We start from the raw sequence: 26,262 nt of genomic DNA, 5'->3' as shown, positions 1-26,262 counted from the left end.
AAAGGATCAGCCGGCGGTATCCAGCGCCGGGAACTGCTTGACCAGTTCGTCGATCGCTTTCATTTGCGCGAGATAAGGTTCGAGCTTGTCCAGCGGCAGGGCGCAGGGACCATCGCACTTCGCCTTGGCAGGTTCCGGGTGGGCCTCCAGGAACAGGCCCGCTATGGCCTGAGAGAGACCTGCGCGCGAGAGCTGCGCGACCAGTGCGCGGCGACCGTCGGCAGAGTCGGCCCGACCACCCGGCATCTGCAGAGCATGTGTGGCATCGAACATGACCGGGTAGCCAAACTCTTTCATGACGCTGAAGCCCAACATGTCGACCACAAGGTTGTTGTAACCAAAGCTGGTGCCGCGCTCACACAGAATCAGGCGCTCGTTCCCCGCTTCCTTGCATTTGTGCAGGATATGTTTCATCTCCTGCGGTGCCAGGAACTGGGCTTTCTTGATATTGATCGCGGCGCCGGTTTCCGCCATGGCCACAACCAGGTCTGTCTGGCGTGACAGGAAAGCCGGCAACTGGATGATATCGCACACCTCTGCAACCGGGGCGGCCTGATAGGGCTCATGCACATCGGTAATCAGCGGGACGTTGAAGGTTTTCTTCACCTCTTCGAGAATCTTAAGCCCCTCATCCATGCCGGGGCCACGGAATGAGTTCAGCGACGAGCGGTTGGCTTTGTCGAAGGAGGCCTTGAAAACGTAGGGGATGCCAAGCTTGGTGGTAACTTCGACGTAGTGCTCTGCGATTTTCAGTGCCAGGTCGCGGGACTCCAGCACATTCATGCCGCCAAACAACACCATGGGTTGATCATTACCGATGGCGATATCGCCGACCTGTACCACTTTCTGTTGCATAACCTTAACTCATCCAGATTGTATGGAGCGGCCATTATAGCAGGCTATCGGAAAACTACCTGCGTCTGGAGACGGCTGTCGTTGGCAGCGTTAGAGACCGTCAGTGGGAAAATGTTCAGCAAATTTTTCGATCCATTCCCTGGCTGCACATTCGAGTGTCAATGACTGTCCCTCTGTAACAAGAATGTGACGGTAGTGTTCGATGTGACAGAGCTGCTCCATCATTCTGATGGCATAGAGGTCATCGCTGGTATAGAAGGCGACGCCAAGTTGATAGCCCTTACCAAGACGGCGACACCAAATTATCTGGCCGATACCGCGCATATCCGGAGCCAGGCGCGGGCTGCTGATCTCGACCAGAGTGCCGTTGGGCATCTTGTTGAGCGAGTTGCAGATAAGACCAAGCGGGAGGGGCGGTGTTTCGGGAGGTGAAGAGGGCCGTGCATCCAGACTAAGAGGGGTGTTGTCCGGGTGTTGTATATAGCTGATTGGGCTGGGCATAGAGGTCATTCCGGTGCCTCACTAAGCTCTCAATCGTATCGTTGTGTTGGTTATCGGCGGGCTGAACCCCGGCTTTAGAAAGTTTCAGTCAGCAGGAGCTCCAGTCCTAACCAGAATGCAAGCAAGGCACATGCCATAAAACCTGCAACGTGCCAGCGAAAGCGTTTAATCAGGGCGCCTTCGTCAAATGTGGACAGAATAAACGGTAATCCCGGCGCTTGTGGGTCCCGCAGTGCATGCATGGTGGGCAGCGTGTCGAGTTCGCGCTGATTGGCTTTGGCCTGCTTCAGAGCTGCGTTCTGTGCCAGCGACCACTCGTTCATGTCGATCTTGCCGTCACTGTTGGTGTCGAAGCGGTCAATCAATGCCGCCTGATCGCTTTTCCATTGTTTTAAAAGGTTACGACTTGCCGCTTGAAGATCCAGCCTGTCGCGTCCGCCGCCGACGCTATGAAAGTTGCCCAGCGCGTAGAGCGGCTCACCTTCGGTGATCAGTTTCTCGGTATAGCGGTATCGGCTATTACCGCCAACGATCGATATCGAGTAGTGCTCGAAGCTGTAGTTGTGTAACGCGCCCGGCCACTCGGTGGCCCCGTACCAGACTCTGTTTTGACGGGTGTTGGCCTCGGCGCCTGTTGGGTCGATCAGGCAGATGCCGGTGTCATCGTCGATCTGAAACCAGGCATCGGAGCATTTTCTGAATACAGGCTCCCAGTGGCCACCTTTGCCATTGCTGTTGCGCTTGTAGCGATCGATGCGGGCATCGAACCACACGCATTGACTACCTGAGAGCGGAGAGTCGAGCAGCCCAGCCTCACCGGCGATCACTTTTCCTATAAGTTCGACATAGCCCTGTGGCGCAGAGCGGATCAGCGCTGTGGGCGTATCGGCAATAATGCGGTAGCGCGCAAAGCGGCGGAAGGCGAAGAAAACACAGACTGTAAAGGCGACGATACAGGCGATCAGCCCAAAAAGCCTCTCTTGAGCGTCGATGTTGAGTTCAAGCAGCATCGGACGAGTCAGTCAAATAGGGTTTTCATATCCACGTCCGCTTTTTCGGCCTCATCGAACTCTAGCAGCGCTCTCGACAGGAAGCCCATGCGGCGTGCGATGATAATGTCCGGGAACTGCTCAATCCGGATGTTGTAAAGGTTTACCGAGTCGTTGTAGTACTCACGACGGTCGGCAATGGCTGATTCCAGGCCGGTTATGCGGCTGTGCAGGTGGTGGAAGGACTCACTGGCGGTCAGTTCCGGATAGGCCTCGGCCACTGCAAACAGATTGCCAAGGCCCAGACGCAACTGCGATTCCGCCTGCCCCAGTGCTTTTATATCCCCCTGTTGGCTGGCGCTGGCAACGGCGCTGCGTGCGCGCATGACCGCTTCAAGGGTTTTCTGCTCGTAGCCCATGTGCTGTTTGCAGGTTTCAACCAGCTTGGGCAGTTCGTCGTGGCGCTGCTTGAGCAACACATCAATATTAGAGAAGGCGCGGGAAACATTGTGCTTGAGTCGCACAAGGTGGTTGTAGATAAAGATGGCATAGATGACAGTCAGTGCTGCCACCACAATAAGCGTGATTAAAACCGGGTCCATCTGAAGCTCCCTGCGCAGAGACTTTTGCAGGGACTATAACTCAGCCCGTTTGTTATCGTAACTGCTTGCCTGATTCGCCGGTGCTGTTGAGCAGCACCGGAATTGTTCCAATTGGCGTGTCAGATTTTGACAACGGGTCAGATAGTGCCGCCTTCGATCAACTCGACGACTACGGTTTTCACCAGAAACGCGGCAAGCCCAAGGCCCAGTGCGAAGAACAGAACGAAGGTGCCAAAACGGCCTGCATTCGATTTCTTAGCCAGATCGTAAATGATGAAGAAGATAAAGCCTGCGAATACGACCAGGCCAATGTTCAGCATCAGGCTTTCAGCTTCGGCAAGACGCATGGAGAATTCCTCGGAATTGGTCAAAAATTGCGCGCAGTTTACTGTGCCGCGTGTGGTTAATAAACAGTCTTTTAGTACGGTTTTTCGTGAGGCGGGTGAAGCGCCTGTCAGGACGAAGAGTCTTCCCCCTCCAATACCTGATCACGCCAGTCGGGGCCGAGCTCCTGCTCTATAAAATCACGGATGAATTTTCGAACCATCTGTGATGGGGTTACGTCGTGCTCGAAGCAAAGCTTTTCGAAAACCGCTTTCTTGTTAGGGTCGATCAGCAGTGTCAGACGCGCAGTGCGCTTCTCGCTTTTATCCACCGGAAACTCTCTATTCAGTGTTTGGATTGGACTTTATGTTAATTCTATTAACATTGCATTCTAACTCAATTAACCTGTAATGTTTATGTCTTTAGCCGCTTACTCGTACAGGGGTTAATGAGCATGTCCTCCAGTCGCGCCAGGTTGCACTCCCTCTCATTCGCCAGTGCTCTGAGAGAGTCGCTGGCCAAAGGGTATGGTGGGCGGGACTTGATGGCCGATCTTGTGGCCGGTGTCACAGTCGGAATTATCGCTATACCGCTTTCGATGGCGCTGGCAATCGCCAGTGGCGTGCGCCCTGAGAACGGCCTCTACACGGCGATCATTGCCGGCTTTCTTATCGCGCTGACCGGCGGCTCCCGCTACAGCATTTCCGGGCCCACTGCTGCGTTCGTTGTGATTCTCTATCCTGTCTCACAAAGCTTTGGTCTTGCCGGTCTGTTGCTGGCATCGGTGATGGCGGGGTTAATCCTGATCGCGCTGGCATTGGCCCGCTTGGGCCGTTTGATCGAGTACATCCCGGAATCGGTGACGCTGGGGTTTACCGCCGGTATCGCCATCGTGATTGCGACCTTGCAGGTGCCCGACCTTCTGGGGCTCTCCAGCGAGGGGCTTTCATCTCACTATTCCGAAAAGGTGCTGGAACTGGTTCACCGAGCCCCCGCCTGGCAGTGGCCCGAAGCGTTGGTGGCGGCAACCACACTGGCGGTATTGGTGTTCTGGCCGCGGTTACGTTTGCCGATACCAGGGCATCTGCCGGCCCTGCTTCTGGGTACGGGGTTGGCGCTCTGGCTCAACCAAAACGGCGCGAGCATCGAAACCATCGGTAGCCGATTCAGCTTTGAGTTGCCGGATGGCTCTCTGGGGCAAGGCATTCCGCCTATTCTGCCGGGCTTTGAGTGGCCATGGCTTCACGCAGGGCCCGATGGTCAGCCATTCGAACTAAGCTGGAGTGCGATGCGTGAATTGTTGCCGGCGGCGTTTTCCATCGCCATGCTCGGTGCAATCGAATCTCTTCTGTGTGCAGTCGTGCTTGATGGCATGACGGGCTATCGGCATCACGCCAATGGTGAGTTGCTGGGGCAGGGGATCGGCAATCTGGTCACCCCTTTCTTCGGCGGCATTACCGCAACGGCCGCCATCGCGCGCTCGGCAGCGAACTACCGTGCGGGGGCGCGCTCTCCGTTGGCCGGAATTATTCATGCGCTGGTGGTACTGGCGGGTTTGCTGTTGCTGGCGCCCTTGTTGGCCTATCTGCCGATGGCGAGTATGGCTGCGTTGCTGTTGATTGTGGCCTGGAATATGAGCGAAGCGCCGAAGGTAGTCGAGTTGCTGCGTAGAGCGCCTCTCGGGGATGTGCTGGTGCTGCTGTGCTGTCTCTCGCTGACTGTCCTGTTCGATATGGTGATCGCGATATCCACAGGGATTGTTTTGGCGTCGCTGCTCTTTATGCGCGATATCGCAGGCATGACCCGGGTGAATGATATATCCGAGCAGCGCAAGCATGTGCCGGGCGAGTTGCCTGAAGGCTGGCGGGTTATTAAGGTGACAGGCCCGCTGTTTTTTGCCGCTGCCGACCGGGTGTTCGAGGAGGTACTGGCGATGTCTAAGCCCGGAGCCGGACTGGTGCTCTATATGGATGGTGTGCCGCTACTGGATGCCGGCGGGCTGAGTGCGTTTGCACGGTTCCAGGGCCAATGCGAGCGGATGGGGATTCGGTTGGTCGTGGCGGATCTTCAGTTCCAGCCGCTGCGTGCGTTGGCACGAGCCGGTGTTAAACCGGTTGTCGGTCTCTTGAGTTTTACACCGACCTTGTCTGCCGCACTTGACGAGTTGGCCGAGGCCTCAGTTGAGGGCTGAGGCGCTCTGTCCGGTTGTCCATTTCAGTAACTGCGCGATCTGCTCGGGCGCCGAGCAGATGTCGGCCAGCGTATAGTTTGACAGTTCACGCATAAACGCTTCCTGAGCCTGGAACAGAATGCCCTGCAGTCGGCAGTTGCCGACGATAGGGCAGTGCGGCAACTCGCAATTGACCGGCTTTAGCGTCTCTTCTGTGGATTCCACCAGCGTTCTCAGGTTGATCTGATCGGCGGGCATGCCAAGGCGTATACCGCCACCTTTTCCGCGTACGGTATCGATAAACCCCTCCTTGCCCAAATGATGCACGATCTTGATCAAATGGTTGCGCGGAATCTGAAAATGTTCAGACACCTGAGAGATGGTAACGCGGCTTTCAGGATCCTGTACGCCTAGAAAAATCAGCGTACGCAGAGAAAAGTCAGTGTATTTGGTCAGTTGCATAAACGTGGCTGCTCAGAGAGGCGTGTGGCAGCTGGTTTAAACGTGCTGACAGCTACATCAGCAGGTATTCCGGGCTGCTCCCGCTTAGTCATACATGGCGTAAGGCTAATATATTTTCCGTTCTATATACAGCGGTTTCCCGCGCGTTACCGGCTGATGCGGGTGTTTTCTCGCACTCGGATGATCCAGAGCAGTGTCTACAGGCTTATTAAAATGTATTATCTATGCATGTTTTATGTTTGGAGCCCGCTTATGTTGATCACACCTTCAGTAGAGCCGTCCGGAGCGTGGCAGCGTATCTTCAGCAACGGCTTTCGTCCCCTGTTTCTGGTTTGCGCGCTTCAGGCGTTGGCGGTCATGGGTGTCTGGTTGCTCTACCTCGCGGGAGTCGTGGGATTGAACCTGCCCTCTGGCTGGAGTGCCATGGCCTGGCATGGGCACGAGATGCTGTTCGGTTTTGTCGGCGCGGCAGTCGGTGGTTTTCTATTGGCCGCGGTATCGAAATGGACAGGTCGGGTGCCGGTGCACGGGCTTGCGCTTATGGCTCTTACCCTGCTGTGGTTGTGTGGGCGTCTGGTGGTGTGGTCGGGCACTGACAGCCTTGCACTTCTGGTGATCGCCAATACGGGGTATTGGGTGATGCTCACCGCACTGATCGGTCGGGAGGTGCTGGTCAGCGGAAACCGGCGCAACCTTGTAGTGGTGCTGGCGCTGGCCATCATGAGCCTCTTTAGCCTGATGTTCCAGCTTGGCTGGGTGGATCGTGTACACCTGCTTGAGTCTCAGGTTTTGCTGATTGCTCTGATGATTTCACTGATCGGTGGTCGTATCACACCCGCTTTTACCCGCAACTGGCTAGTGCGTCGACAGGTGCCGCAGGCGCGTATGCCGTCGCCTTTTGGCTGGGTCGACAAGATTGCACTGGCGGCTTCTATAGTTGCTACTCTGGCTTGGGTAGCGGGGTTGCCTGAGGTCATTACCGGCACGGTGCTGCTTGTTGCCGGTGTGATGCAGATTATGCGGTTATTGCGCTGGAGAGGTTTGATGAGCCTGAGTGAGCCGCTGCTGTTCGCCCTGCATCTGGGGTATCTGTGGGTTGGCATTGGCTTTGTACTGCTTGGCCTTAGCGAGTTTTCAACGGCAATCTCGAAAACGGCCGGTATTCATGCGCTGGGTGTGGGGGCCATGGCCGGCATGATCCTGGCTGTTGCGGCCCGTGCGGCGCTTGGACATACCAACCGTGAATTGCGTGCAGGTGTGCTGGTCTCTCTGGCATTTTTGGCGATTCATCTGGCCGCGCTGGCCCGTGTGCTGGCGGCTTTGATACCCCAATACTCGTGGTTGCTGATGGTGCTCGCCGGGTGTGTGTGGCTAGTATCCTTCGCGTTATTCGCGGTGCGCTATCTGCCGATTCTGATTGGCCCTGAAGAGAGTTTGTCCCAAGCCCTGAAACGGGAAAAAGCGAAACTCAAACCCGGGACTTAAAGCTGATTGGCCTTGCGGTAGCGCCCGTCGTAATCGAACAGACGCTCCCTTACTCGCCAGTGGTGTTTATGGCGGCGGGCGACGACAAAGTCCGGCGCCGTGAAACGGCTTGAGAGTGTGATGACTTCGTCGGCTGATTTGAAGGTGCGAGGCTCGGTGCCGCCATTGAAGCGACGCCCGAACAGCCGATTGAATACGGCGCGCTGTCCATTGTGGTTGAGATCGAAACTCTCGTGGAGTTCTTCGCCCTGTTCATCGTGATAGGTGATGCGCAGACGTCCGTCTTTGTTAGTGAAGCTGACACCGGCGCAGCGGATAACCATCGCGTCCTTGAGTTGCAGCGCACGCTTTAGCAGATCGTCAGGATCAACGACAGCTTCGCCGCACTGGTGGCAGTCACGCGCGGCGATATCGTTTTCGGCGCCGCAGTGTGGGCACTCCTTGAAGCGGAAGCGATAGTCACACTGCTGAGGTTTTTCCCCCTCCATCTCAAGCACACCCTGGCAGCGCCGGCCGTAGTGCTCGATGACCTGACCTTCGCTGTCGGTCTTGCCCCAGAAGATGTTGGCGAACCCGCAGGCCGGACAAAACACTTGAACCGGTTCGGAGTCCGAATCGGGTCTGGGCGTACCGACCTCCGGATGGAACAGGTCGAAGCCGGAGCCTGCGTAGTCGATAATCAGACATTCACGCTTGCCGGGGCTCAGCCGCAGGCCGCGTCCGATAATCTGCTGAAACAGACTGACCGAAGCGGTGGGGCGAAGCAGCGCGATCATATCGACATGGGGCGCATCGAAGCCTGTCGTCAGTACGGCTACGTTGACCAGATAGCGGATGTCGCGCTGCTTGAATCGGCGGATAATCTCGTCTCGCTCATCCGAGGCGGTATCGCCGATAATCAAAGCGGATTCCGCCTGTGGCAGATAACCCAATATCTCTCTGGCGTGGCGTACGGTGGCGGCGAAGATCATGACGCCCTCGCGCTGATGCCCAAGCTCGACAATCTGTTCGCAGATGGCACGCGTGACCCGGGGATGCCGTGCGATCAGGCTATTCAACTCGTTTTCGTTGAAATAGCCATTGGCGTTGGGCATAAGTGACGAAAAGTCGTAGTGGGCAATCGCCGCATCAATCAATGTGGGTTCGGTGAGATACCCCTGTCGAATCATGAAGGGCAACGGCAGCTCGTAAATGCAGTGCTCGAACAGCCGGGTGTCGGTGGCACGCACGAAGCCGCGGTAGTGGTAGCGGTAGATCCAGCCGTACCCCAGCCGGTATGGCGTGGCTGTGAGGCCCAATACCTTCAGGCCCGGGTTTCGTTGTGTGAGCGCTGCAATGATCTGCTGATACTGCGACTCCTCGTTCTCGCTCACGCGATGGCACTCGTCGATGATCAATAGCGAAAACTGGTCGTCGAAGTGTTCCAGATTACGTGCGAGCGATTGCACGCTGGCGAACGTGACCTGATGCTGGTTTTCCTTGCGACCGAGCCCCGCTGAGAATATGCCTGCTTCCAGACCAAAGGCCTGATATTTTGCGTGGTTCTGCTCGACCAGTTCTCGTACATGGGCCAGCACTAGTATGCGGCGTCTGGCCAGCCGGGCAAGCTCTGCAATGACCAGGCTTTTTCCAGCGCCGGTAGGTAGCACGATACAGGCGGGGGCGTCGGAGCGGCGAAAATGGCGCAGGGTCGCATCCACCGCTTCTTGTTGGTAAGGGCGAAGGGTAAACGCTGTGTTGGGAAGCGGCGGCTTGGTCACGTCAGGTCTGTAAGTGGCAAAAGCGCTAGGGTATCGGAATCGCGGTCTTGTTGACTATCTGTCGCAGCACAAAGCTGGAGTGAGCGCCGGTTACGCCTTCTATACGGGTAATCTTGTTGAGCAACAGATCCTGATAGGCATCCATGTCTCGGACGATGACCTTGAGCTGATAATCGGCATCCTGGCCCGTTATCAACAGGCACTCCAGCACCTCCGGTATGGCACTGACCGTGCTGTCAAAATTGGCGAAACGCTCCGGTGTGTGGCGATCCATGGAGATATGCAGCAAGGCCATTAGGGTTAGCCCCATCGCTTTGGCGTCGACAATCGCCTTGTAACCGGTGATCAGGCCTGAGTCTTCCAGTGCCCGTACACGGCGCAGGCAGGGGGAGGGGGAGAGTCCGACGCGGTCGGCCAGTTCCTGATTACTGATGCGGCCTTCGTTCTGAATGATCTCGAGAATATGGCGATCATGCCGGTCGAGTTGCATCTGATGCCCCTGTATTTGGTTTGATTGTCATAATGTTGCTTTAATTTTCTAAAAAAAGAAATTATATGCCAAATTATTTGTTATTGGTGGCAACTTAGCAATCATCTGTCTTAGCTTTTTCCCTACACTATCTCCAGTCGACTTACCCAGGCGACTTTGGCGCCACGCCTTATCGGGAGGTGGTGCCGTTTTCTCCCTCTGTGCTCTATCCGGGTATAGACGTGAGCGGGCTTCACAAGAGCCGTTGATTGAAACTCGAACTCAACCTTTTAATGGAATATCTCATGAACACTTTTGATCATCAGCGTTACCAGCCGGCACCTGCCGTACGCTTGCAGCAGCGTCAATGGCCGGATCGTACACTCTCCCAAGCACCACATTGGGCCAGTGTCGACCTCCGGGATGGTAACCAGGCGCTACTGGAGCCCATGAACGTGGCCCAGAAACGGCGTCTGTGGGCGCTGTTGGTCAAGCTCGGCTTCAAGGAGATAGAGGTCGGTTTCCCCTCTGCCAGCCAGCCCGATTATGACTTCGTGCGCTGGCTGATTGAGGAGGATCAAATTCCCGATGATGTCACCGTGCAGGTACTGGTACAGGCGCGCAAGGAGCTGATCGATCGCACTTATGAGGCGCTCAAGGGTGTCAAACGTGCGGTGGTACATGTGTATAACTCAACATCGACCGTTCAGCGCGAGCGCGTGTTCAACAAGGATCGTGCAGGCATTACCGAGATTGCGGTACAGGGTGCACGCTGGGTAATGGAGGGTGCGGCCCAGTATCCGGAGGTGGAGTGGACGTTCCAGTACTCCCCCGAGAGCTTTACCGGGACCGAGATGGACTATGCCGTGGATATCTGTAATGCGGTGATCGATGTCTGGCAGCCGACGCCTGAGAAAAAGTGCATCATCAACCTGCCATCCACGGTTGAGATGACGACGCCGAACATCTTTGCCGATCAGGTGGAGTATTTTGTGACACACGTCGACAAGCGCGACAGCCTGATCATTTCGGTACATACCCATAATGACCGAGGCTGTGCGGTGGCCGCAGCGGAGTTGGCGGTGTTGGCTGGTGCCGACCGTGTCGAAGGCACGCTGCTGGGCAACGGTGAACGCACCGGCAACATGGATATCGTCACCATGGCGATGAACCTCTACAGCCAGGGCATTGATCCCAAGCTTGACCTGTCTAACCCCGATGAGCTGATCGAGGTGTATACCGAGTGCACACGTCTTCCTGTGCATCCGCGTCACCCTTGGGTGGGAGAGCTGGTTTATACCGCGTTCTCTGGAAGCCATCAGGATGCGATCCAGAAATGTTTGCATCGCCAGCAGAGCGATGAGCACTGGCAGGTGGCCTACCTGCCGATCGACCCGAAGGACATCGGGCGCGATTATCAGGCCGTGATTCGAGTCAACAGCCAGTCCGGCAAGGGCGGTATGTCCTTTGTGCTGGAGCGTGATTTCGGTTTGCACCTGCCGCGCTGGATGCAGACAGAGTTGGCGCCGATTGTACAAAAGGCCAGTGAGGAGCGTGGATCGGAGATCAACAGCGTCGAGATTCATAACCTGTTTATGGCGCATTTCGCCCGGACGAGCGAGCCGGTGGCGCTGCGCGGTTATCGCATCACTCGCGCCGAAAACGAGCAGGTTGAGGCTGATCTGATTATTGCCGGACAGCCGCGCACAATTCGTGGTGAAGGTGAGGGAGCTATATCAGCCTTCACGCAGGCTTGGCGTGAGGCCACTGGCGAGACACTGAATGTGGTGGATTACTCGGAACACGCGATTGGTGAAGGATCCGACGCGCAGGCCGTTGCCTATGTTCACCTGAACATAGGGGGACAGCGAGTGTCCGGTATCGCATTCGATAACGATACGATCAGTGCCTCTTTGAACGCGATCATCTCGGCACTTAACCGTTCCGGCGTGGTGGCCAGCGCAGCAGCCTGAGTGAGCGCTCCGAAAAGGGCTACCCGATAGGGTGGCCCTTTGTCGTTTCGGCAGGACTTGGGTCTTGCGGCGTGCTTTTCTTGCTCGAGTACATCTGATGATCAGCCCGCTTTAACCAATCGTCGACACTTTGTGTGTCATCAGAGATCTCGCTGATACCGACCGACATTCCGACCTCTATCGCCTGACCCTCTTCGAGCCCAAGTGAGACCGTTTTGCCAAGGCGGTTACAGAACTCCTCTGCCTGAATTTCATCGCTATTGGCCAGCAGCACAGCAAACTCATCTCCGCCATAGCGACCGACTGCATCAGTGAGACGCACCTCGTTTAAGAGCTTCGCGACCAGCGTAGTCAGGACCTGATCGCCTGCGATATGACCGTGTGAATCATTAATCTCCTTGAACCTGTCCAAATCGATAAATACCAGTGTGGCCGGTGTGCGGTAGCGGTCAAAGCGCTGAAATGCATCCTGCACGCAGGCTTTGAATGCGGTGATATTCAGCGCGCCGGTCAGTCCGTCTTTGCGCGCGTTCTGTTCCAGCTCGTGGTATGCCTGCTTGAGTTTGTCCAATGATTCATCGAGTTTCGCTTCGGTCTCCTTGAGCTCCGAAACGTCCTGAATCGAGGATAGAAAATAGTCAGGATTGCCTTGGTCATCCCGAATAAGCGTTGTTGTCAGCTTTGCCCACACCAGGTGGCCTTGTTTGTGACGATAACGTTTGATCAGCGAAAAGCTCTGTTCAATTTCACCGGACAGGGCTGCCTTGATATAGGTGATACTCTCAGCCAGCTCTTCAGGGAGCGTGAGTTCTTGAAAGGTCAGCTGCAGCAGCTCTTGTTCGCTATAGCCGAGAAATTTACAAACATAGGGGTTTACGCGGATAAAGGCGCCATCGGGCGCGACATGAACCAGTCCGATGGCCACCTCCTCAAATGAGGTTTGAAAGCTTTTATCAGCCTCTTTATCCTCTTTAGGTATTTTGGCGCGGAAAATGACCGCCGGGATCAAAAACAGCCCCGCCAGCCCTGCCAGCGTGACGATAAGAGTGGTAGGGGAGGGCTCTTCCATGAGTGCCAGTTGGATAAGCATCGATGCGCCTACCCAGATGCAAGCCCCGTTCATGAGGCGCTTTGCTGAATCCGATAATCTCAAGAGAATTCCCTGTCCCATGCTTTCATGACTATCTTCAAAGTTAGACCAGTGCGCCCTGTCGCGCACAGAAAAAAGCCGGGCAATGCCCGGCTTTATATCGGTTTTGGTCGCACTTACGGTAGTTGAGCGTAAATGGTTCAGTCTTCCCGGCTGGTGACTTCAAGCAGGTGGTAACCGAACTGGGTTTTAACAGGCCCCTGAACTTCATTCAGAGGAGCGCTGAACACCACCTTGTCGAACTCCGGTACCATCTGGCCGCGGCCAAAACTGCCGAGGTCGCCACCCTGACGTCCTGAGGGACACTGAGAGTGGTCCCGTGCCACCTGGGCGAAGTCGGCGCCATCCTGAATCTGCTGTTTGAGTTCAAGACACTGTTGTTCAGTGCCCACGAGGATATGACGTGCAGTTGCGCGAGCCATAGGGGTCCTCCGAAATAGGTTAGTGATAAAGCTAAGCATAGCGTTTAATGGTGATGACCACCGACGCCATGGGCGTGGCCGTGGGCGATCTCGTCATCGGTGGCTGTGCGTACATCGACAACCTGAATGTCATAAGTCAGCGTCTTTCCGGCCAGCGGGTGGTTGGCGTCGACCAGCACCATTTTGAGCCCCGGCTTGATGACGGTGACCTGACGCATGCCCTGATCGGTTTTAACCACGGCAACCATGCCCGGTTTCCAGCTTTTCTGACCTTTGGGCAAACCCTGCAGATGCTTGATCGGCACGCGCTGTTCCAGACCTTCCTGACGTTCGCCGTACGCTTGGTCGGCAGATAGGGTCAGGTGAAGGGTATCGCCGGCACTCTTGCCTTCTAGCGCTTCTTCGATCGCCGGGATCATGTTGTCGTGGCCATGGAGGTAGGCCAGAGGATCCGAGTCCAGGCTGGTTTCGATCTGCTGGTTATCGTTATCGGTCAGCGTGTAGTGAAATTGCACGACTGTATCCTGAGTGATCTGGGTCATGGGGCGATCCTGTACGTTGAACGAACCGGCCTGTGCCGGGTAAAGACCGGCAGTATCAGGGTTACCGGGTGCGTTGGCAAGGGAACAGACCGCGACAGGGCGTGTCTCAATTTGCGATAATCGCACCGCCATGCGACTCGACAAGTTTATCTGCAAACATACCCCCTTTAGTCATCAGCACTCGCGGTTGATGATCGCCAGCGGCCGCGTACGGGTAGGGGGTGACGTCGTTACCGATCCACGGGCAGAGGTTGATAGGTTTGTCGCTGTCTGGCTGGATGACCGCCAGCTTCAGGGGGAGGACGCACATTACCTGATGTTGCATAAGCCGCCGGGCTACCTCAGTGCAACGGAAGATCCTCAACATCCCACCGTTCTGGACCTGATGCCGAGTGCGTTGCGCCCTCGATTGCACATTGGGGGGCGCCTGGATCGCAGTACCTCAGGGTTACTGATACTGACCAACGATGGTGTGTGGTCGCGTCGCCTGACCGAACCGAAACAGAAAATCCCCAAGGTGTACCGCGTCAAAACCGAACGCCCGATCTCGCCGGAAACCGAAAGCCGGTTTGCCGAAGGTATCTATCTGGCATATGAAAACCTGACGACTTCACCTGCTCAGCTCGAACAACTCGATGAGCATGAGGTACGGCTGACGATCTACGAGGGGCGTTACCATCAGGTCAAGCGAATGTTTGCGCAGGTCGGCAATCGTGTGGTGGCGCTTCATCGTGAGCGGATGGGCGCTATTGTGTTGGATGTGGATCTCGCACCGGGTGAGCATCGGGCCCTTACAGAGGCGGAGGTCGCCTCTGTAAGGGCCGTTTCGGCTTAGCCGAACATCCAGCTGGCAGGATCCGGATGGGCCTTTCCTTCGCTGAGATACTTGAGCCCCTTCACGCACCGGATGATCATCCAGATGGTGAGGAACAGCAGGATGAACCAGCCGACCACGAACATCAGCGTAATGCCGCCGATAACCGCCATCAGCAGGCCAATCCAGAAGGTCCGGATCTGAAAGCGGTAGTGGGAGTCGGCGATGCTGTTGTTGCCGCTCTTGTTGATATATGCCATGACAAGGCCGATCAGGCCGGTAATGCCGACCACGAGGCTCGCCAGATACAGGATGTATATTAGCTTCGCGTTGCTGGTGTCATTTCCTGCTTGAGATGTGATCTCTGTCATCTGTTCTTCCCTGTTGGATGGTTTAACCGTCGGCGTTGATGCGGGCGATCAGTTCACCCAATACAGCCTCGGCGCGATCATTGTCGACCTGACAGGTCCCCGCCGCCTGATGCCCGCCACCGCCATACTGGAGCATGAGCTCGCCGACGTTGGTTTTTGAGCTGCGGTCGAAGATCGACTTGCCGGTGGCAAACACCGTGTTCTGCTGTTTCAAGCCCCACATGACGTGGATCGAGATGTTGCACTGCGGGTAGAGGGCGTAAATCATGAAACGGTTGCCCGCCCAGATTGTCTCTTCGCTACGCAGGTCCAGTACGACCAGATTGCCGTGCACATTTGCGCAGCGGGTAACCTGCTCTTTGAACTTGGCTTCCTGTTCGCGATAGAGGTCAACACGCTCGCGAACGTCCGGCAACTGCAGAATCTCCTCGATTGAGTGGTTTTTGCAGTAGTCGATCAGATCCATCATCAATGCATAGTTGGAGATGCGGAACTCGCGAAAGCGGCCCAGCCCCGTGCGTGCGTCCATCAGGAAATTGAGCAGTACCCAGCCGTCGGCATTGAGTACCTCTTCCTGCGAAAACTGAGCAGAATCGCCCTTGTCGACGGCATCCATCATCTCGTCCCAGCTTGGGGGGAAGGCATCATGACCGCCGTAGTGCCGCCAGACGACACGAGCTGCCGAGGGCGCGTCCGGATCGATGATGTGGTTGTCGACCTTTTCGTTACGCAGCGTTTCGGAAAGGTGATGGTCGAACGCCAGATTCACCCCTTTTACATAGGGCAGGTTGGTGGTGATATCGCGATCGGAGATATCGACCTTGCCATCCTGCATGTCCTTGGGGTGGACAAACTTGATATCGTCGATCAGGTTCAGGTGCTTGAGCAACACGGCACAAACCAGGCCGTCGAAGTCACTGCGCGTTACGAGTCTGAATTTGTCACCGGCCATCGCTATCGTTTCCTTATTCGTTTGGCTTTATTTCCAAAAAAACTATCACGGGTGGCGTTTAAAAGGGATGCTCCGAATCATCAAGGCAGCAAACAGTGCTTGGTAAAATCACCTAGTTCGTTGGCTGTCCACTCCCCTTTGGGTTTCTCTTTCATATCGGCACACCATTCAGGGCTGCCCACTTTTGGGCTGCAGCCTGTTATTAGCAGTACTGCGGCCAGAGAGGAGGCAACCAGTGCAGCTTTTCCAAATCCCTTTTGGGCAATATTCATTTTGTTCTCCTTGGTTAGGCTGTAATCGCACCGATGTTATCCGATCCTGGGTAGCATGTCCCCACCGTCTGAGACTCAGTCAATGTAATTAGTGTGCTGGCATCGGTGTGAAACCGAGCACTTTTTTTAGCTTGAGTGTAAGGTTGCAACAGCAACCACGACTTTATTCACATAGGACAGGGAGGCTGTATTGGATACCAATACGCAAGAGCAGGGGGGCTTGCCAGAGCGGGAAGTGTTGCAACAGCGTCTTGCCGCTATCAGGCCCCGACTGTTGGCTTTTGCTCGCTTGCAGCTTTCTGATCAGGTGTATGCTGAGGATCTGGTTCAGGAGACGCTGGTCAGCGCGCTGGAGTCTCTTGACCGTTTTCGCGGACAGGCAAAGTTCGAAACCTGGGTGTTCGGCATTCTTCGCCACAAGCTGATCGATGCGATCCGCCTCAAGGGGCGGGAGATTACAGCTGAGGTCGATACCAATGAACTGGATGATGCCGATGAGCTGTTCGATGAGCGGGCGCATTGGACCCGAGGTGCAAGGCCGCAGCAGTGGGTTCAGCCTGAGGAGTCGTGCGAGCGTGACAACTTTTGGGAGGTGTTCGATCTCTGCGTGTTTCATCTACCCAAAAGTGCAGCGCAGGTCTTTACCATGCGCGAATTGATGGGGCTGGACACAACCGAGATATGCGAGAGTCTGGAGATTACCGAGAAGAATTGCTGGGTTATTTTGCACAGAGCACGTCTCAAACTGAGGGCCTGTCTTGAAAGTGGCTGGTTCACTAAAGGGGAGGGTGAGATATGACGATGGCTTGCAAAAAAGCGACCGAGTTAATGTCGCTGCGCATCGATCGTGAGCTGACCCTGGCGGAAAAGAGCTCATTAAGGCTACACCTGATGCTTTGCCGCTACTGTCGACGCTGTGAAAAGCAGATGGATATGTTGCATCGGATTACGGCACGCAGGCGTGAGCGAGGCGACGAGGAGGAGTGAGGCTCAGAGCGCCAATTGATTGTACCAAGGGATAGTTGTGGAACTTTGTAGACAGGTCCAAGCTGTAGAGTGAAGTAATTTTAAAACAGAGTTGATCGGCGATGCTGCTCGATCATCATAAGCGGGTGGTGTATGAAAAATCTGGATGCTCAACGGCTGATTGCCGAATCGGGCCTGGATTATTTCAAGGGGGCTTCAACCTTCGGTGCCTTGAGCGACGACGCGTTACGCTTCCTGTTGAATAACGGGCAGGTTCACGGCGTTGAAACCGACGAGGCGATATTCCATTCCGGCGAGCCGGGTAGTTTTTTTGTCGTCGTCCTCAGTGGCAAGGTCGGTTATTACCGCGAGGTCGGGCGCGAACGCCTGTTGATCCGCGAGGTTAAGTTTGGAGAAGAGGTTGGCTATGTGTCGATGATCGGCCTGTTCAACCGCAAAGGGTCGGTCTATGCCCTTGAGCCCAGTGTCGTATTGAAGGTGGATTCCAACCTGTTTTTCCAGCTTCACATCGATTTTCCCTCCGACTTCGGCATCTTGATGCTGAACCTGTCGAGAGAGCTTGCCCGTACCATCGATTGTATCAATACCAAGCTGACAGCAATTGCGACGGGTCATTGTCGAGAATAGAACCCGTCGCAATGCCGGTTTTGGCTGCAGATTGTGAGCGAGGTCAGCCCCTATAGTACCGCTGCGCCACGAACGGCATGCGGCTTACCTTCATCGGCAAACGCTTTCCCCGTACTTCGGCAAAGATTTGCGTATCCAGAGCGCTGACGTCGCTGCTGACATAAGCCATGGCGACTGACTGCTCGGCGCTGGGGCCGAAAGTACCACTGGTGACCTTGCCAACCAGTTTCCCTTCGCTATTGAACAGTTCGGTACCTTCTCGAACCGGTGCGCGACCCTCACCAATCAGACCGACGCGCTTGCGCGTGGCTGATTTGTTATCGATCTGCTCGAGCAGGATATCAGCGCCTGGGAAGCCGCCTTGACGTACTCCACCTGTGCGGCGTGCCGGAGAAACGGCCCAGATCAGGCTAGCTTCGGCAGGGGTGGTGTCGGTGTCGATGTCGTGACCGTACAGGCAGAGTCCTGCTTCCAGGCGCAGTGAGTCGCGCGCGCCAAGACCGATCGGTTCCACTTCCGGCTGTGCAAGCAGGGTGCGGGTCAGGGCTTCGGCTTCGCTTGCCGGCACCGAGATCTCATAGCCATCTTCGCCGGTGTAGCCTGAACGGCTGACGAAACAATCGATGCCCTCTATCGGCAAGGCACGGTTGTCCATAAAGACCATATCGGCCACGGCAGGCTGAAGACGCGCCAGTACCTCTGCAGCGCGGGGGCCCTGAAGGGCGATCAGCGCACGATCCTCAAGGATATCCAGCTGGGTATCGGGGCTCAGGTTAGCCCGCAGGTGTGCGATGTCTTCATTTTTGCAGGCGGCATTCACCACCAGATAGTAGCCGTCCTCCATGCGGGTCACCATCAGGTCGTCGAGGATGCCGCCATTCTCGTTGGTGAACATGGCATAACGCTGCTTTCCCTGCGGCAGATCGATGATGTCCACCGGCACCAGACGCTCAATATCGGCACCTGCCTGCGGCCCGCTCATGAAAAGCTGCCCCATATGGCTGACATCGAAAAGACCTGCTGCCTCGCGCGTGTGCAGGTGCTCTTTGCGCACACCGGCGGGATACTGCACCGGCATCTCATAGCCGGCGAAGGGGACCATACGGGCGCCGAGTTCGATATGCAGGTCGTACAACGGGGTATGCAGCAGTGTCTCTTCCATCCTGTGCCTCTTCAATCTGATCGTGTCTGGCTGCGAAATGACGCAACGGAATAGGGGCGTAGTGTGTCAAAATTTCCAATAGGAAACAATTCTACAACGTTTTGAGCGCCTGGGTGTGGCCATGATTTAGTGCCTCTATATGCTGTGTATCGTTGAACAATCTGGGTGTGCATCCAGTCTAAACAACGAGTTGTGCGGGCGGCGTAAAAATGGCCGCAATGAACGAAAGTTTCCAATAGGAAATTTTTCTTGCCGACTGGCCACTCGGCTGTTAGTCTGCCGCCCCATTCGGCGCAACTGAATTACACTGTATAGCGTGGTTGCCGTTATATCCGGCAGCCTGTCCGTTTCCTGTTTTTGACGTTTACGACGTTGATTTTAGACGGAGGCTCGCGATGTCGCTCAGTATGTTTGATCTATTCAAGATCGGTATCGGTCCCTCCAGCTCTCATACGGTCGGACCTATGGTTGCGGCGCGGCGCTTTATCGACCAGCTCGGTGAAGGCGGATTGCTGGATCAGACAGCACGCATGCGTGTGCAGTTGTATGGATCGCTAGCCATGACAGGCAAGGGGCACGCGACTGACATCGCGGTAATTCTTGGCCTGAGCGGCGAGCGTCCCGAGAGTGTCGATCCCGATGCAGTACAGAGCATTGTCGATGACATACGCACGCGCGGCACGATAACACTTGAAGGTGGCCAGGAGGTGGCGTTCGATCCCGAGCAGGATCTGCGCTTTAATCTCGGCGTTTCACTGCCTGCGCATCCGAATGGCTTGCGGTTTGAAGCACTGGATGAGGCCGGTATTCAGATTGCGCAACTGGAGTGCTACTCGGTTGGCGGTGGCTTTGTGCTAACAGCGGACGAAGTCGACAATCCGCCGGCGAATAATGGCCCTTCGGAGCCCTGGCCCTTCAATTACGCAGAAGAGCTGATGTCGCTGGCCGAACGTGAAGGTCTGACCATCGCCGAGTTGATGCTGGCGAACGAAGAGGTGCGTACGCCCGCTGAAGAGGTCAGGCCGCGGCTGCTGCAGATCTGGAAGGTAATGGACGAGGCTATCCACCGGGGCTGCAGTAAAACAGGGGAACTGCCCGGTGGGCTGCATGTCCGGCGTCGCGCACACGAACTCTGCCGTGAGTTGATGGACAAGCCCAAGAAGGCGCACGTCGACGACCATCTCGAAGTGCTGGACTGGGTCAACCTGTACGCGCTGGCGGTAAACGAGGAAAATGCGGCCGGGGGCCGGGTTGTGACGGCACCGACAAACGGAGCCGCCGGTGTGATTCCTGCGGTTCTGGCTTACTATGATCGCTTTGTGCCGGGTTCCAACGACGAAGGGGTTATCACCTTTCTGGCTACGGCCGCGGCGATTGGCATGCTGTACAAGCGCAACGCGTCAATTTCAGCGGCTGAGGTTGGCTGCCAGGGGGAGATCGGCGTGGCGTGCTCCATGGCGGCCGGCGCGCTGTGTGCAGTGCTCGGTGGCACGGTCAGGCAGGTTGAGAATGCCGCCGAGATCGGAATGGAGCATAATCTGGGCCTGACCTGCGACCCAATAGCAGGGCTTGTTCAGGTGCCCTGTATCGAGCGCAATACCATGGGGGCCGTCAAAGCGATCAACGCGGCCCGACTGGCACTTCGAGGTGACGGCATACACTTTGTGTCGCTCGATTCCGTGATCGAGACGATGCGACAGACCGGCGCCGATATGCAGGATAAATACAAGGAGACCTCAACAGGAGGTCTCGCGGTAAACGTGGTGGCCTGCTGATAACGCAGAGCCTTTACGATAATGACTAAATGAGAGATGGATTAGAAACCATGAGCAACCTTCCGACCGAGCTGAAATATGCTGCTTCCCATGAATGGGTCCGCGATAACGGTGATGGCACCGTAACGATTGGTATCACCGACTTCGCGCAGGAGCAGTTGGGCGATGTCGTATTCGTGGAGCTGCCGGAAGTGGGCCGTGAAGTATCTGCCGGTGAAGAGTTCTCGGTTGTCGAGTCCGTCAAGGCGGCGTCCGACATCTACGCTGCTGTCGGTGGCGAGGTTGTCGAGGTGAACGAGCAGCTGCAGGACAGCCCCGAGCTGATCAATGAATCCCCCTTTGCCGATGGCTGGATCTGCAAGCTGAAACTGGCTGACGCCAGTGAACTGGATGCACTTCTGGGCTCTGCAGACTACGCTGAGCGTGTTGCAGAAGAGGGCTGAGAACGGTCAGGTCGATGACGGGTCGGTCGTACACAGTGCGGCCGACCCGATCTATTTTTATTGACAGAATAACGTCAAAAGGGGCAGGCAAGATGGCAACTGAAAACCGTGGATTGAGCGAACTGGAAGCACGGGATGAGTTTATCCAGCGTCATATAGGGCCGGACGCGGCAGAGCAACAGGCGATGCTCGACGCTTTGGACGTGGGCTCTCTGGATCAACTGATCGAACAGGCAGTCCCCGCATCGATTCGCCTGGATGATGCGCTTGCAATGCCCGATAGCGTCACTGAGACAGAAGCGCTGGATGAACTCAAGGCGCTGGCGTCACGTAACAAGGTTAATAAATCGTTCATCGGCATGGGCTACTACGGCACGCATGTTCCGGGCGTTATTCAGCGTAACGTACTGGAAAATCCGGCCTGGTATACCGCTTACACACCTTACCAGCCAGAGATCTCCCAGGGGCGTCTTGAGTCATTGCTCAACTTCCAGCAGATGGTTATGGATCTGACCGGTATGGATCTGGCCAATGCATCGCTGCTCGATGAAGCCACTGCGGCTGCCGAAGCGATGACCTTGTGCAAGCGCTCCAACCGCAAGAAGAGCGATATTTTCTTCATCGCCGATGATGTGCATCCGCAGACCATCGACGTTATCCGCACCCGTGCCGAATATTTTGGTTTCGATATCACCGTTGATGCGGCTGACAAACTGGATCAGTACGACAGCTTTGGTGTGTTGCTGCAATATCCGGGCACCCACGGCGATATTCGCGACATTGAAACACTGATTGCTAAGGCCAAGGCACAGAACTCCATGGTATGTGTCGCCTCAGACCTGCTGGCGCTGGTGATGCTGAAGGCACCCGGCACCCTCGGGGCTGACGTGGTATTCGGTTGTGCCCAGCGTTTCGGCGTACCGATGGGCTTTGGCGGGCCGCACGCGGCGTTCTTTGCTACCTCTGACAAGCTCAAGCGTTCGGTTCCTGGCCGCATCATCGGTGTATCGGTAGACAGCCGCGGCAATCAGGCGCTGCGTATGGCGATGCAGACCCGCGAGCAGCATATCCGTCGTGAGAAGGCGACTTCCAACATCTGTACTGCCCAGGCGTTGCTGGCCAACATGGCCGCATTCTACGCCGTCTATCATGGTCCGCAGGGGCTGCGCCGTATTGCCGAGCGCGTGCATCGCCTGACCACTATTCTGGCCAATGGTCTGCGCAGTAAGGGCATCAAGCTCAACGATACTTTCTTCGATACCCTGACGCTTGATCTGGAAAACCCGGGTGAAGTGATCGAAGGGGCGCTGGCCGGTGGTTGTAACCTGCGTCTGTTCGGTGGTCACCATATCGGCATCAGTTTGGATGAAACCACCACCCGTGGCGATGTCGAGCACCTGTTCGACATCCTGCTGGGCGCCAATCATGGCCTGTCCATCGATGAGCTCGATGCAGCGATTGTCGATGGCGAAACGACCGGTATTCCGTCTCAGCTGTTGCGAGACGATGCAATCCTGACGCATCCGGTGTTCAACAGCTATCACAGCGAAACCGAGATGCTGCGCTACCTGAAAAAGCTGGAAAACCGTGACTATTCACTGGTTCATGGCATGATCCCGCTGGGCTCATGCACCATGAAACTTAACGCGACGTCTGAGATGGCACCGGTTACCTGGCCCGAATTTGCCAACATTCACCCCTTCGCGCCGCATGATCAGACCGAAGGCTATCTGGAGATGATCCGTCAGCTCGAGCAGATGCTGGTTGAGATCACGGGTTACGACGCCGTATCCATGCAGCCCAACTCCGGTGCACAGGGCGAATACGCAGGACTCCTGGCGATCCGCAAATATCAGGAATCGATCGGTCAGGGGCATCGTGATATCTGTCTTATTCCGTCATCGGCGCACGGAACCAACCCGGCATCGGCGGCGATGATGGGGCTGAAAGTAGTGATCGTCGAGTGCGACGAGCAGGGTAACGTGGATATTGCCGACCTGGCGGCCAAGGCCGAGGCGCATGCCGACAACCTGTCCACGCTGATGGTCACCTACCCGAGTACCCACGGCGTTTACGAGCAGGAGATCGTCGAGATCTGCCAGATCGTGCACAAGTTCGGCGGTCAGGTATACATGGATGGCGCGAACATGAACGCACAGGTGGGTATCTCCAAGCCCGGCCTGATCGGTTCCGACGTGTCTCACCTGAACCTGCACAAGACCTTCGCCATTCCTCATGGCGGTGGCGGCCCAGGCATGGGCCCGATCGGTGTTCGCGCTCATCTGGCGCCTTTCCTGCCCGGTCATGCGGTGACACATGTGGCCGGTCAAAAGCAGAACAACGGTGCGGTATCCGCGTCGCCCTATGGTTCTGGCACTATCCTGCCGATCAGCTGGATGTATATCCGCATGCTCGGTAAGACGGGGCTCAAGCGCTCGACCCAAATGGCGATTCTGAATGCCAACTACCTGACGCAGAAGCTGTCCGAGCATTACCCGATCCTCTATCGCGGTAAGCACGACCGTGTTGCTCACGAGTGTATCGTCGATATTCGTCCGCTCAAGGATGCGACTGGTGTTACCGAAGAGGATATCGCCAAGCGTCTGATGGACTACGGCTTCCATGCGCCGACCATGTCCTTCCCGGTACCGGGCACGCTCATGATCGAGCCGACCGAATCGGAGTCCAAGGCAGAGCTTGATCGTTTCATTGAGGCGATGGTGAGCATCCGTGGTGAAATTGCACGGGTCGAAACCGGAGAGTGGAGCGCCGAGCAGAGCCCTCTGCACCACGCACCGCATACCCTTGCCGACATTACTGGCGAATGGAACCGCAGCTACAGCGTTTCCGAGGCGGTATTCCCGTCGGCTGCAACACGCGACAGTAAGTTCTGGCCGACCGTCAACCGCATCGACAACGTGTACGGAGATCGTAACTTTGTCTGCTCCTGCCCGTCGGTGGATGCATATCGGGATTGATTATCCGAGTTGAGTCCCTGCGATTCGACCACCGACCCTTACCAAAGGCTCAGCGTTATGCTGGGCCTTTTTTCTGGTCTTTCGCAAAATCGAGGGGTAGTTCTGTGCGATTTTGAGTGCATGTATCGCGCTCAATAACTTAACATCAGCGTACAAGAAGATCTTGAAAATGGATGTTCAGATGTCTGTACAGTCTCGTTCACCTCAGTCCCATCGCAAAAGCGATCCTCTCGCAATTCTGGCGCTTACCGGGATCTTGATCGTTGCGCTGTGGTCGGCGTTGTTATTCGAACAGAGACGGAACTACGAAGATGTGAGTCGACACGCCTGGAGCGATGCGGCTGGTGTCGCGCGTACCTTTGAAGAGCATGTCGCTCGCACGTTCAACAATATCGATGCCGTGCTATTGGTGTTGCGTCAGGCTTGGGTGGATGACCGCTCGAAGTTTGAAACCAAGGTGCGGATTATGCAGGCGGCCTATGATGATTCGCTGCTGGTGCAGATAGCGGTCATCGATGCGAACGGTAAACTGGCCTACTCTAACCTCGATCCTAATGCCGCCCCTGTGAACCTCAGCGACCGTGAGCATTTTCGAGTGCATCGCGATCGCAGTGCCGATGAGCTGTATATCAGCAAACCGGTCAAGGGCAGGGTCTCGGGTCGCTACAGTATCCAGTTGACACGTCCGATCTTGACGCATGGAGACCACTTCGGTGGTGTCCTGGTGATATCGTTGAATCCAAGTTACTTCTCAGGTTTTTTCGGTTCTCTTGACCTCGGTGATGGCGGCAGCATTGCGCTGATCGGTCTCGACGGCATCGTGCGTGTCAGGGGGATAGACCTGAAGCTGGATGAAAGCGCCATTGGCAAGGTTGTGCCCAGTGATCGGCCTTTTATGAATGCCGATGCGGCCGATGTGGGCAATTTCCAGGCTGTCAGTGTAATTGATGGCGTTAAGCGCCGTATCAGCTACAGACAGATGAATGAGTATCCGATGGTCGTTGCGGTGACGAAAGCGACCGAAGCCGTCTTCGCGGAGCACGAACGGCTCTGGCTGCACTACAAATGGGGAGCGGCCGTCGTGTCCGTTCTGCTGTTCGCTGCCGGCGCCTGGCTTGCCCGGGCCGTAAGGCTTCAGTATCTGTTAAAGGCCCACCTTCTGGTGGCGAACGACAGCTTGAGGACACTGAATACCATCGCCATTCAAGCGGGTGCCGAGCTGGGCGACAAGTTTTATAAGGCGCTGGAGCTGGGATGTAAGCATCTGGGCGTCGAGATGGGGGTTGTCGGAGCCCTGTACGACAACGCTTATGTTGTGGATAAATGTTATTCCACGGTATTTACCGACCTGAAAGAGGGGGATGAGCTGGAGCTCCCCGCCCACCATTCCCGCGACATGTTTAACAGTCACGATGTGGTCATTATTCGTAGAGGTAGCCAGTCCCATAGCGCCAGTCTGCTGAGCAATGAAGTATTCGAACATGAGTGTTTTATCGGTACATCGATCTGGATTGACGATACGCTCTACGGTGCGCTGGGGTTTTACTCGACCAAACCCTATGCGCAGGAGTTCGATGACAGTGATCGAGAATTCGTTCGCATGTTAGGGCGCTGGGTGGGCAGTTCCATCGCCGAGGACCGCGCCGTCAAGAAGTTAACCGCACTGGCAACAACCGATTCGTTAACTGGGGCGAGAAGTCGGGGCTATTTCACCGCTGCTGTGGATGACGAGATCAACCGGGCTCACCGTTATCGACGTCCTCTGGCGTTGATTCTGGTGGATCTGGATCTCTTTAAGCGCGTTAACGACTCTTATGGTCATCATGCCGGCGACGAAACGCTGAAGCGCATTGCTGAGATTGTCCAAGGATTGTTGCGTACGACTGATCTGTTTGCGCGGTTGGGGGGGGAAGAGTTCGCGATTCTGATGCCGGAAACCCAGGAGCATGAGGCGGCGATCGTCGCGGAACGCCTGCGGAGCTGCGTGTCTAACACGAAGATAGAGACGCTCAGCGGCGATGTGCGGATCACGATCAGTGCGGGCATAGCGCAGCTAAAGACCGGTGAAGATTTCAAAACCATCTATAACCGAGCCGATTCGGCGCTGTATAAAGCCAAGTCTCTGGGTCGAAACAGGGTGGAGTCGGCCGGTTCTTCCACTGTGATCGGCGTTTGAT

At 56.0% G+C, this 26,262-nt stretch carries 27 protein-coding genes; 11 read left to right on the top strand and 16 right to left on the bottom strand.

Annotated features, from left to right (window positions below; genetic code table 11):
- Window positions 1-6: 6 nt before the first annotated feature.
- The 6 genes from kdsA to ADIMK_RS20930 all read right to left on the bottom strand — a co-directional run bounded on the left by kdsA (window position 7) and on the right by ADIMK_RS20930 (window position 3,602).
- A complete protein-coding gene (kdsA, locus tag ADIMK_RS20955) occupies window positions 7-855 on the bottom strand; it encodes a 3-deoxy-8-phosphooctulonate synthase (RefSeq protein ID WP_036192439.1) in 849 nt (282 codons plus the stop codon).
- A gap of 90 nt (window positions 856-945) precedes the next feature.
- Entirely contained in the window at window positions 946-1,356 is a 411-nt protein-coding gene (locus ADIMK_RS20950) for a hypothetical protein (RefSeq protein ID WP_051693201.1), read from the bottom strand.
- Between the two features lie 74 nt (window positions 1,357-1,430).
- Complete coding sequence (locus ADIMK_RS20945) at window positions 1,431-2,366, bottom strand: GIDE domain-containing protein (RefSeq protein ID WP_051693200.1); 936 nt, start codon at window positions 2,364-2,366, stop codon at window positions 1,431-1,433.
- An 8-nt stretch (window positions 2,367-2,374) separates the two neighbouring features.
- A complete protein-coding gene (locus ADIMK_RS20940) occupies window positions 2,375-2,947 on the bottom strand; it encodes a LemA family protein (RefSeq protein ID WP_036192437.1) in 573 nt (190 codons plus the stop codon).
- A 137-nt stretch (window positions 2,948-3,084) separates the two neighbouring features.
- A complete protein-coding gene (locus ADIMK_RS20935; protein ID WP_036192434.1) occupies window positions 3,085-3,294 on the bottom strand; it encodes a DUF2788 domain-containing protein in 210 nt (69 codons plus the stop codon).
- A gap of 107 nt (window positions 3,295-3,401) precedes the next feature.
- Complete coding sequence (locus ADIMK_RS20930; RefSeq protein ID WP_036192431.1) at window positions 3,402-3,602, bottom strand: ribbon-helix-helix protein; 201 nt, start codon at window positions 3,600-3,602, stop codon at window positions 3,402-3,404.
- Window positions 3,603-3,725: 123 nt separating this feature from the next.
- Between ADIMK_RS20930 and dauA the strand changes: the two genes are divergently transcribed.
- On the top strand, window positions 3,726-5,462 hold the full coding sequence (gene dauA, locus ADIMK_RS20925) for a C4-dicarboxylic acid transporter DauA (protein WP_036192428.1): 1,737 nt from the start codon (window positions 3,726-3,728) through the stop codon (window positions 5,460-5,462).
- On the opposite strand, the gene ADIMK_RS20920 is transcribed toward dauA, so the two are convergent.
- Entirely contained in the window at window positions 5,448-5,903 is a 456-nt protein-coding gene (locus ADIMK_RS20920) for an Rrf2 family transcriptional regulator (RefSeq protein ID WP_036192426.1), read from the bottom strand. The genes dauA and ADIMK_RS20920 overlap by 15 nt on opposite strands.
- Window positions 5,904-6,155: 252 nt before the next feature.
- On the opposite strand from ADIMK_RS20920, the gene ADIMK_RS20915 reads away from it, so the two are divergent.
- Window positions 6,156-7,388, top strand: coding sequence for an NnrS family protein (locus tag ADIMK_RS20915; RefSeq protein WP_051693199.1), 1,233 nt, complete (start codon window positions 6,156-6,158; stop codon window positions 7,386-7,388).
- On the opposite strand, the gene radD is transcribed toward ADIMK_RS20915, so the two are convergent.
- Together radD and ADIMK_RS20905 are read right to left on the bottom strand one after the other, a co-directional pair.
- Window positions 7,385-9,148, bottom strand: a complete 1,764-nt coding sequence (gene radD, locus ADIMK_RS20910) for a DNA repair helicase RadD (RefSeq protein WP_036192423.1) — start codon at window positions 9,146-9,148, stop codon at window positions 7,385-7,387. The genes ADIMK_RS20915 and radD overlap by 4 nt on opposite strands.
- Window positions 9,149-9,173: 25 nt before the next feature.
- A complete protein-coding gene (locus tag ADIMK_RS20905) occupies window positions 9,174-9,638 on the bottom strand; it encodes an Lrp/AsnC family transcriptional regulator (RefSeq protein WP_036192421.1) in 465 nt (154 codons plus the stop codon).
- Window positions 9,639-9,922: 284 nt separating this feature from the next.
- Between ADIMK_RS20905 and leuA the strand changes: the two genes are divergently transcribed.
- Window positions 9,923-11,590: a 2-isopropylmalate synthase gene (gene leuA / locus ADIMK_RS20900; protein WP_036192419.1), complete on the top strand. Its 1,668-nt coding sequence runs from the start codon at window positions 9,923-9,925 to the stop codon at window positions 11,588-11,590.
- Between the two features lie 19 nt (window positions 11,591-11,609).
- Here leuA and ADIMK_RS20895 read toward each other — a convergent pair whose 3' ends face one another.
- The 3 genes from ADIMK_RS20895 to ADIMK_RS20885 all read right to left on the bottom strand — a co-directional run bounded on the left by ADIMK_RS20895 (window position 11,610) and on the right by ADIMK_RS20885 (window position 13,704).
- Complete coding sequence (locus tag ADIMK_RS20895) at window positions 11,610-12,680, bottom strand: GGDEF domain-containing protein (protein WP_036192416.1); 1,071 nt, start codon at window positions 12,678-12,680, stop codon at window positions 11,610-11,612.
- A gap of 200 nt (window positions 12,681-12,880) precedes the next feature.
- Complete coding sequence (locus tag ADIMK_RS20890) at window positions 12,881-13,162, bottom strand: peptidylprolyl isomerase (RefSeq protein ID WP_036192414.1); 282 nt, start codon at window positions 13,160-13,162, stop codon at window positions 12,881-12,883.
- Between the two features lie 44 nt (window positions 13,163-13,206).
- On the bottom strand, window positions 13,207-13,704 hold the full coding sequence (locus ADIMK_RS20885; protein WP_036192519.1) for an FKBP-type peptidyl-prolyl cis-trans isomerase: 498 nt from the start codon (window positions 13,702-13,704) through the stop codon (window positions 13,207-13,209).
- A gap of 73 nt (window positions 13,705-13,777) precedes the next feature.
- Here ADIMK_RS20885 and ADIMK_RS20880 point away from each other — a divergent pair, with 73 nt between their 5' ends.
- The gene (locus tag ADIMK_RS20880; RefSeq protein WP_231517114.1) at window positions 13,778-14,539 is read left to right on the top strand and encodes a pseudouridine synthase; all 762 of its coding nucleotides are present in this window, start codon (window positions 13,778-13,780) and stop codon (window positions 14,537-14,539) included.
- Here ADIMK_RS20880 and ADIMK_RS20875 read toward each other — a convergent pair.
- The 3 genes from ADIMK_RS20875 to ADIMK_RS20865 form a co-directional block, all read right to left on the bottom strand.
- A complete protein-coding gene (locus ADIMK_RS20875; protein WP_036192410.1) occupies window positions 14,536-14,889 on the bottom strand; it encodes a DUF4870 family protein in 354 nt (117 codons plus the stop codon). The genes ADIMK_RS20880 and ADIMK_RS20875 overlap by 4 nt on opposite strands.
- Window positions 14,890-14,911: 22 nt before the next feature.
- Complete coding sequence (locus ADIMK_RS20870; protein WP_036192408.1) at window positions 14,912-15,841, bottom strand: DHH family phosphoesterase; 930 nt, start codon at window positions 15,839-15,841, stop codon at window positions 14,912-14,914.
- Between the two features lie 80 nt (window positions 15,842-15,921).
- Window positions 15,922-16,113 carry a DUF3012 domain-containing protein gene (locus ADIMK_RS20865; RefSeq protein WP_036192406.1) on the bottom strand — a complete coding sequence of 64 codons (192 nt, stop codon included), beginning with the start codon at window positions 16,111-16,113 and terminating at the stop codon, window positions 15,922-15,924.
- A gap of 190 nt (window positions 16,114-16,303) precedes the next feature.
- On the opposite strand from ADIMK_RS20865, the gene ADIMK_RS20860 reads away from it, so the two are divergent.
- From ADIMK_RS20860 to ADIMK_RS20850, 3 genes are all read left to right on the top strand, one after another.
- Window positions 16,304-16,912, top strand: a complete 609-nt coding sequence (locus tag ADIMK_RS20860) for a sigma-70 family RNA polymerase sigma factor (RefSeq protein ID WP_081849907.1) — start codon at window positions 16,304-16,306, stop codon at window positions 16,910-16,912.
- Complete coding sequence (locus tag ADIMK_RS20855; RefSeq protein ID WP_231517113.1) at window positions 16,909-17,100, top strand: zf-HC2 domain-containing protein; 192 nt, start codon at window positions 16,909-16,911, stop codon at window positions 17,098-17,100. The genes ADIMK_RS20860 and ADIMK_RS20855 overlap by 4 nt, the downstream gene beginning before the upstream one ends.
- A 132-nt stretch (window positions 17,101-17,232) precedes the next feature.
- Window positions 17,233-17,727, top strand: a complete 495-nt coding sequence (locus ADIMK_RS20850) for a Crp/Fnr family transcriptional regulator (RefSeq protein ID WP_051693198.1) — start codon at window positions 17,233-17,235, stop codon at window positions 17,725-17,727.
- Window positions 17,728-17,770: 43 nt separating this feature from the next.
- Here the strand turns inward: ADIMK_RS20850 and gcvT are convergent, their stop codons facing one another.
- Complete coding sequence (gene gcvT, locus ADIMK_RS20845) at window positions 17,771-18,889, bottom strand: glycine cleavage system aminomethyltransferase GcvT (protein WP_036192404.1); 1,119 nt, start codon at window positions 18,887-18,889, stop codon at window positions 17,771-17,773.
- 395 nt (window positions 18,890-19,284) lie between these two features.
- Between gcvT and ADIMK_RS20840 the strand changes: the two genes are divergently transcribed.
- The 4 genes from ADIMK_RS20840 (at window position 19,285) to ADIMK_RS20825 (ending at window position 26,261) form a co-directional block, all read left to right on the top strand.
- Window positions 19,285-20,664 carry an L-serine ammonia-lyase gene (locus ADIMK_RS20840; RefSeq protein WP_036192402.1) on the top strand — a complete coding sequence of 460 codons (1,380 nt, stop codon included), beginning with the start codon at window positions 19,285-19,287 and terminating at the stop codon, window positions 20,662-20,664.
- 50 nt (window positions 20,665-20,714) lie between these two features.
- Entirely contained in the window at window positions 20,715-21,107 is a 393-nt protein-coding gene (gene gcvH / locus ADIMK_RS20835) for a glycine cleavage system protein GcvH (RefSeq protein ID WP_036192400.1), read from the top strand.
- A 92-nt stretch (window positions 21,108-21,199) separates the two neighbouring features.
- Window positions 21,200-24,085, top strand: coding sequence for an aminomethyl-transferring glycine dehydrogenase (gene gcvP / locus ADIMK_RS20830; protein ID WP_036192399.1), 2,886 nt, complete (start codon window positions 21,200-21,202; stop codon window positions 24,083-24,085).
- A gap of 181 nt (window positions 24,086-24,266) precedes the next feature.
- On the top strand, window positions 24,267-26,261 hold the full coding sequence (locus ADIMK_RS20825; RefSeq protein ID WP_197027606.1) for a sensor domain-containing diguanylate cyclase: 1,995 nt from the start codon (window positions 24,267-24,269) through the stop codon (window positions 26,259-26,261).
- Window position 26,262: the final 1 nt, after the last annotated feature.

It is taken from the genome of Marinobacterium lacunae, assembly GCF_000705555.1.
GTDB lineage: Bacteria > Pseudomonadota > Gammaproteobacteria > Pseudomonadales > Balneatricaceae > Marinobacterium_D > Marinobacterium_D lacunae.
This window is presented reverse-complemented; position numbering and strand designations above follow the sequence as displayed.

Coding starts and splice junctions, on each gene's coding strand:
- kdsA (WP_036192439.1), bottom strand. CDS start 855: ATGCAACAGAAAGTGGTACAGGTCGGCGATATCGCCATCGGTAATGAT.
- ADIMK_RS20950 (WP_051693201.1), bottom strand. CDS start 1,356: ATGCCCAGCCCAATCAGCTATATACAACACCCGGACAACACCCCTCTT.
- ADIMK_RS20945 (WP_051693200.1), bottom strand. CDS start 2,366: ATGCTGCTTGAACTCAACATCGACGCTCAAGAGAGGCTTTTTGGGCTG.
- ADIMK_RS20940 (WP_036192437.1), bottom strand. CDS start 2,947: ATGGACCCGGTTTTAATCACGCTTATTGTGGTGGCAGCACTGACTGTC.
- ADIMK_RS20935 (WP_036192434.1), bottom strand. CDS start 3,294: ATGCGTCTTGCCGAAGCTGAAAGCCTGATGCTGAACATTGGCCTGGTC.
- dauA (WP_036192428.1), top strand. CDS start 3,726: ATGTCCTCCAGTCGCGCCAGGTTGCACTCCCTCTCATTCGCCAGTGCT.
- ADIMK_RS20920 (WP_036192426.1), bottom strand. CDS start 5,903: ATGCAACTGACCAAATACACTGACTTTTCTCTGCGTACGCTGATTTTT.
- ADIMK_RS20915 (WP_051693199.1), top strand. CDS start 6,156: ATGTTGATCACACCTTCAGTAGAGCCGTCCGGAGCGTGGCAGCGTATC.
- ADIMK_RS20905 (WP_036192421.1), bottom strand. CDS start 9,638: ATGCAACTCGACCGGCATGATCGCCATATTCTCGAGATCATTCAGAAC.
- leuA (WP_036192419.1), top strand. CDS start 9,923: ATGAACACTTTTGATCATCAGCGTTACCAGCCGGCACCTGCCGTACGC.
- ADIMK_RS20895 (WP_036192416.1), bottom strand. CDS start 12,680: ATGCTTATCCAACTGGCACTCATGGAAGAGCCCTCCCCTACCACTCTT.
- ADIMK_RS20890 (WP_036192414.1), bottom strand. CDS start 13,162: ATGGCTCGCGCAACTGCACGTCATATCCTCGTGGGCACTGAACAACAG.
- ADIMK_RS20885 (WP_036192519.1), bottom strand. CDS start 13,704: ATGACCCAGATCACTCAGGATACAGTCGTGCAATTTCACTACACGCTG.
- ADIMK_RS20875 (WP_036192410.1), bottom strand. CDS start 14,889: ATGACAGAGATCACATCTCAAGCAGGAAATGACACCAGCAACGCGAAG.
- ADIMK_RS20870 (WP_036192408.1), bottom strand. CDS start 15,841: ATGGCCGGTGACAAATTCAGACTCGTAACGCGCAGTGACTTCGACGGC.
- ADIMK_RS20865 (WP_036192406.1), bottom strand. CDS start 16,113: ATGAATATTGCCCAAAAGGGATTTGGAAAAGCTGCACTGGTTGCCTCC.
- ADIMK_RS20855 (WP_231517113.1), top strand. CDS start 16,909: ATGACGATGGCTTGCAAAAAAGCGACCGAGTTAATGTCGCTGCGCATC.
- ADIMK_RS20850 (WP_051693198.1), top strand. CDS start 17,233: ATGAAAAATCTGGATGCTCAACGGCTGATTGCCGAATCGGGCCTGGAT.
- gcvT (WP_036192404.1), bottom strand. CDS start 18,889: ATGGAAGAGACACTGCTGCATACCCCGTTGTACGACCTGCATATCGAA.
- ADIMK_RS20840 (WP_036192402.1), top strand. CDS start 19,285: ATGTCGCTCAGTATGTTTGATCTATTCAAGATCGGTATCGGTCCCTCC.
- gcvH (WP_036192400.1), top strand. CDS start 20,715: ATGAGCAACCTTCCGACCGAGCTGAAATATGCTGCTTCCCATGAATGG.
- gcvP (WP_036192399.1), top strand. CDS start 21,200: ATGGCAACTGAAAACCGTGGATTGAGCGAACTGGAAGCACGGGATGAG.
- ADIMK_RS20825 (WP_197027606.1), top strand. CDS start 24,267: ATGTCTGTACAGTCTCGTTCACCTCAGTCCCATCGCAAAAGCGATCCT.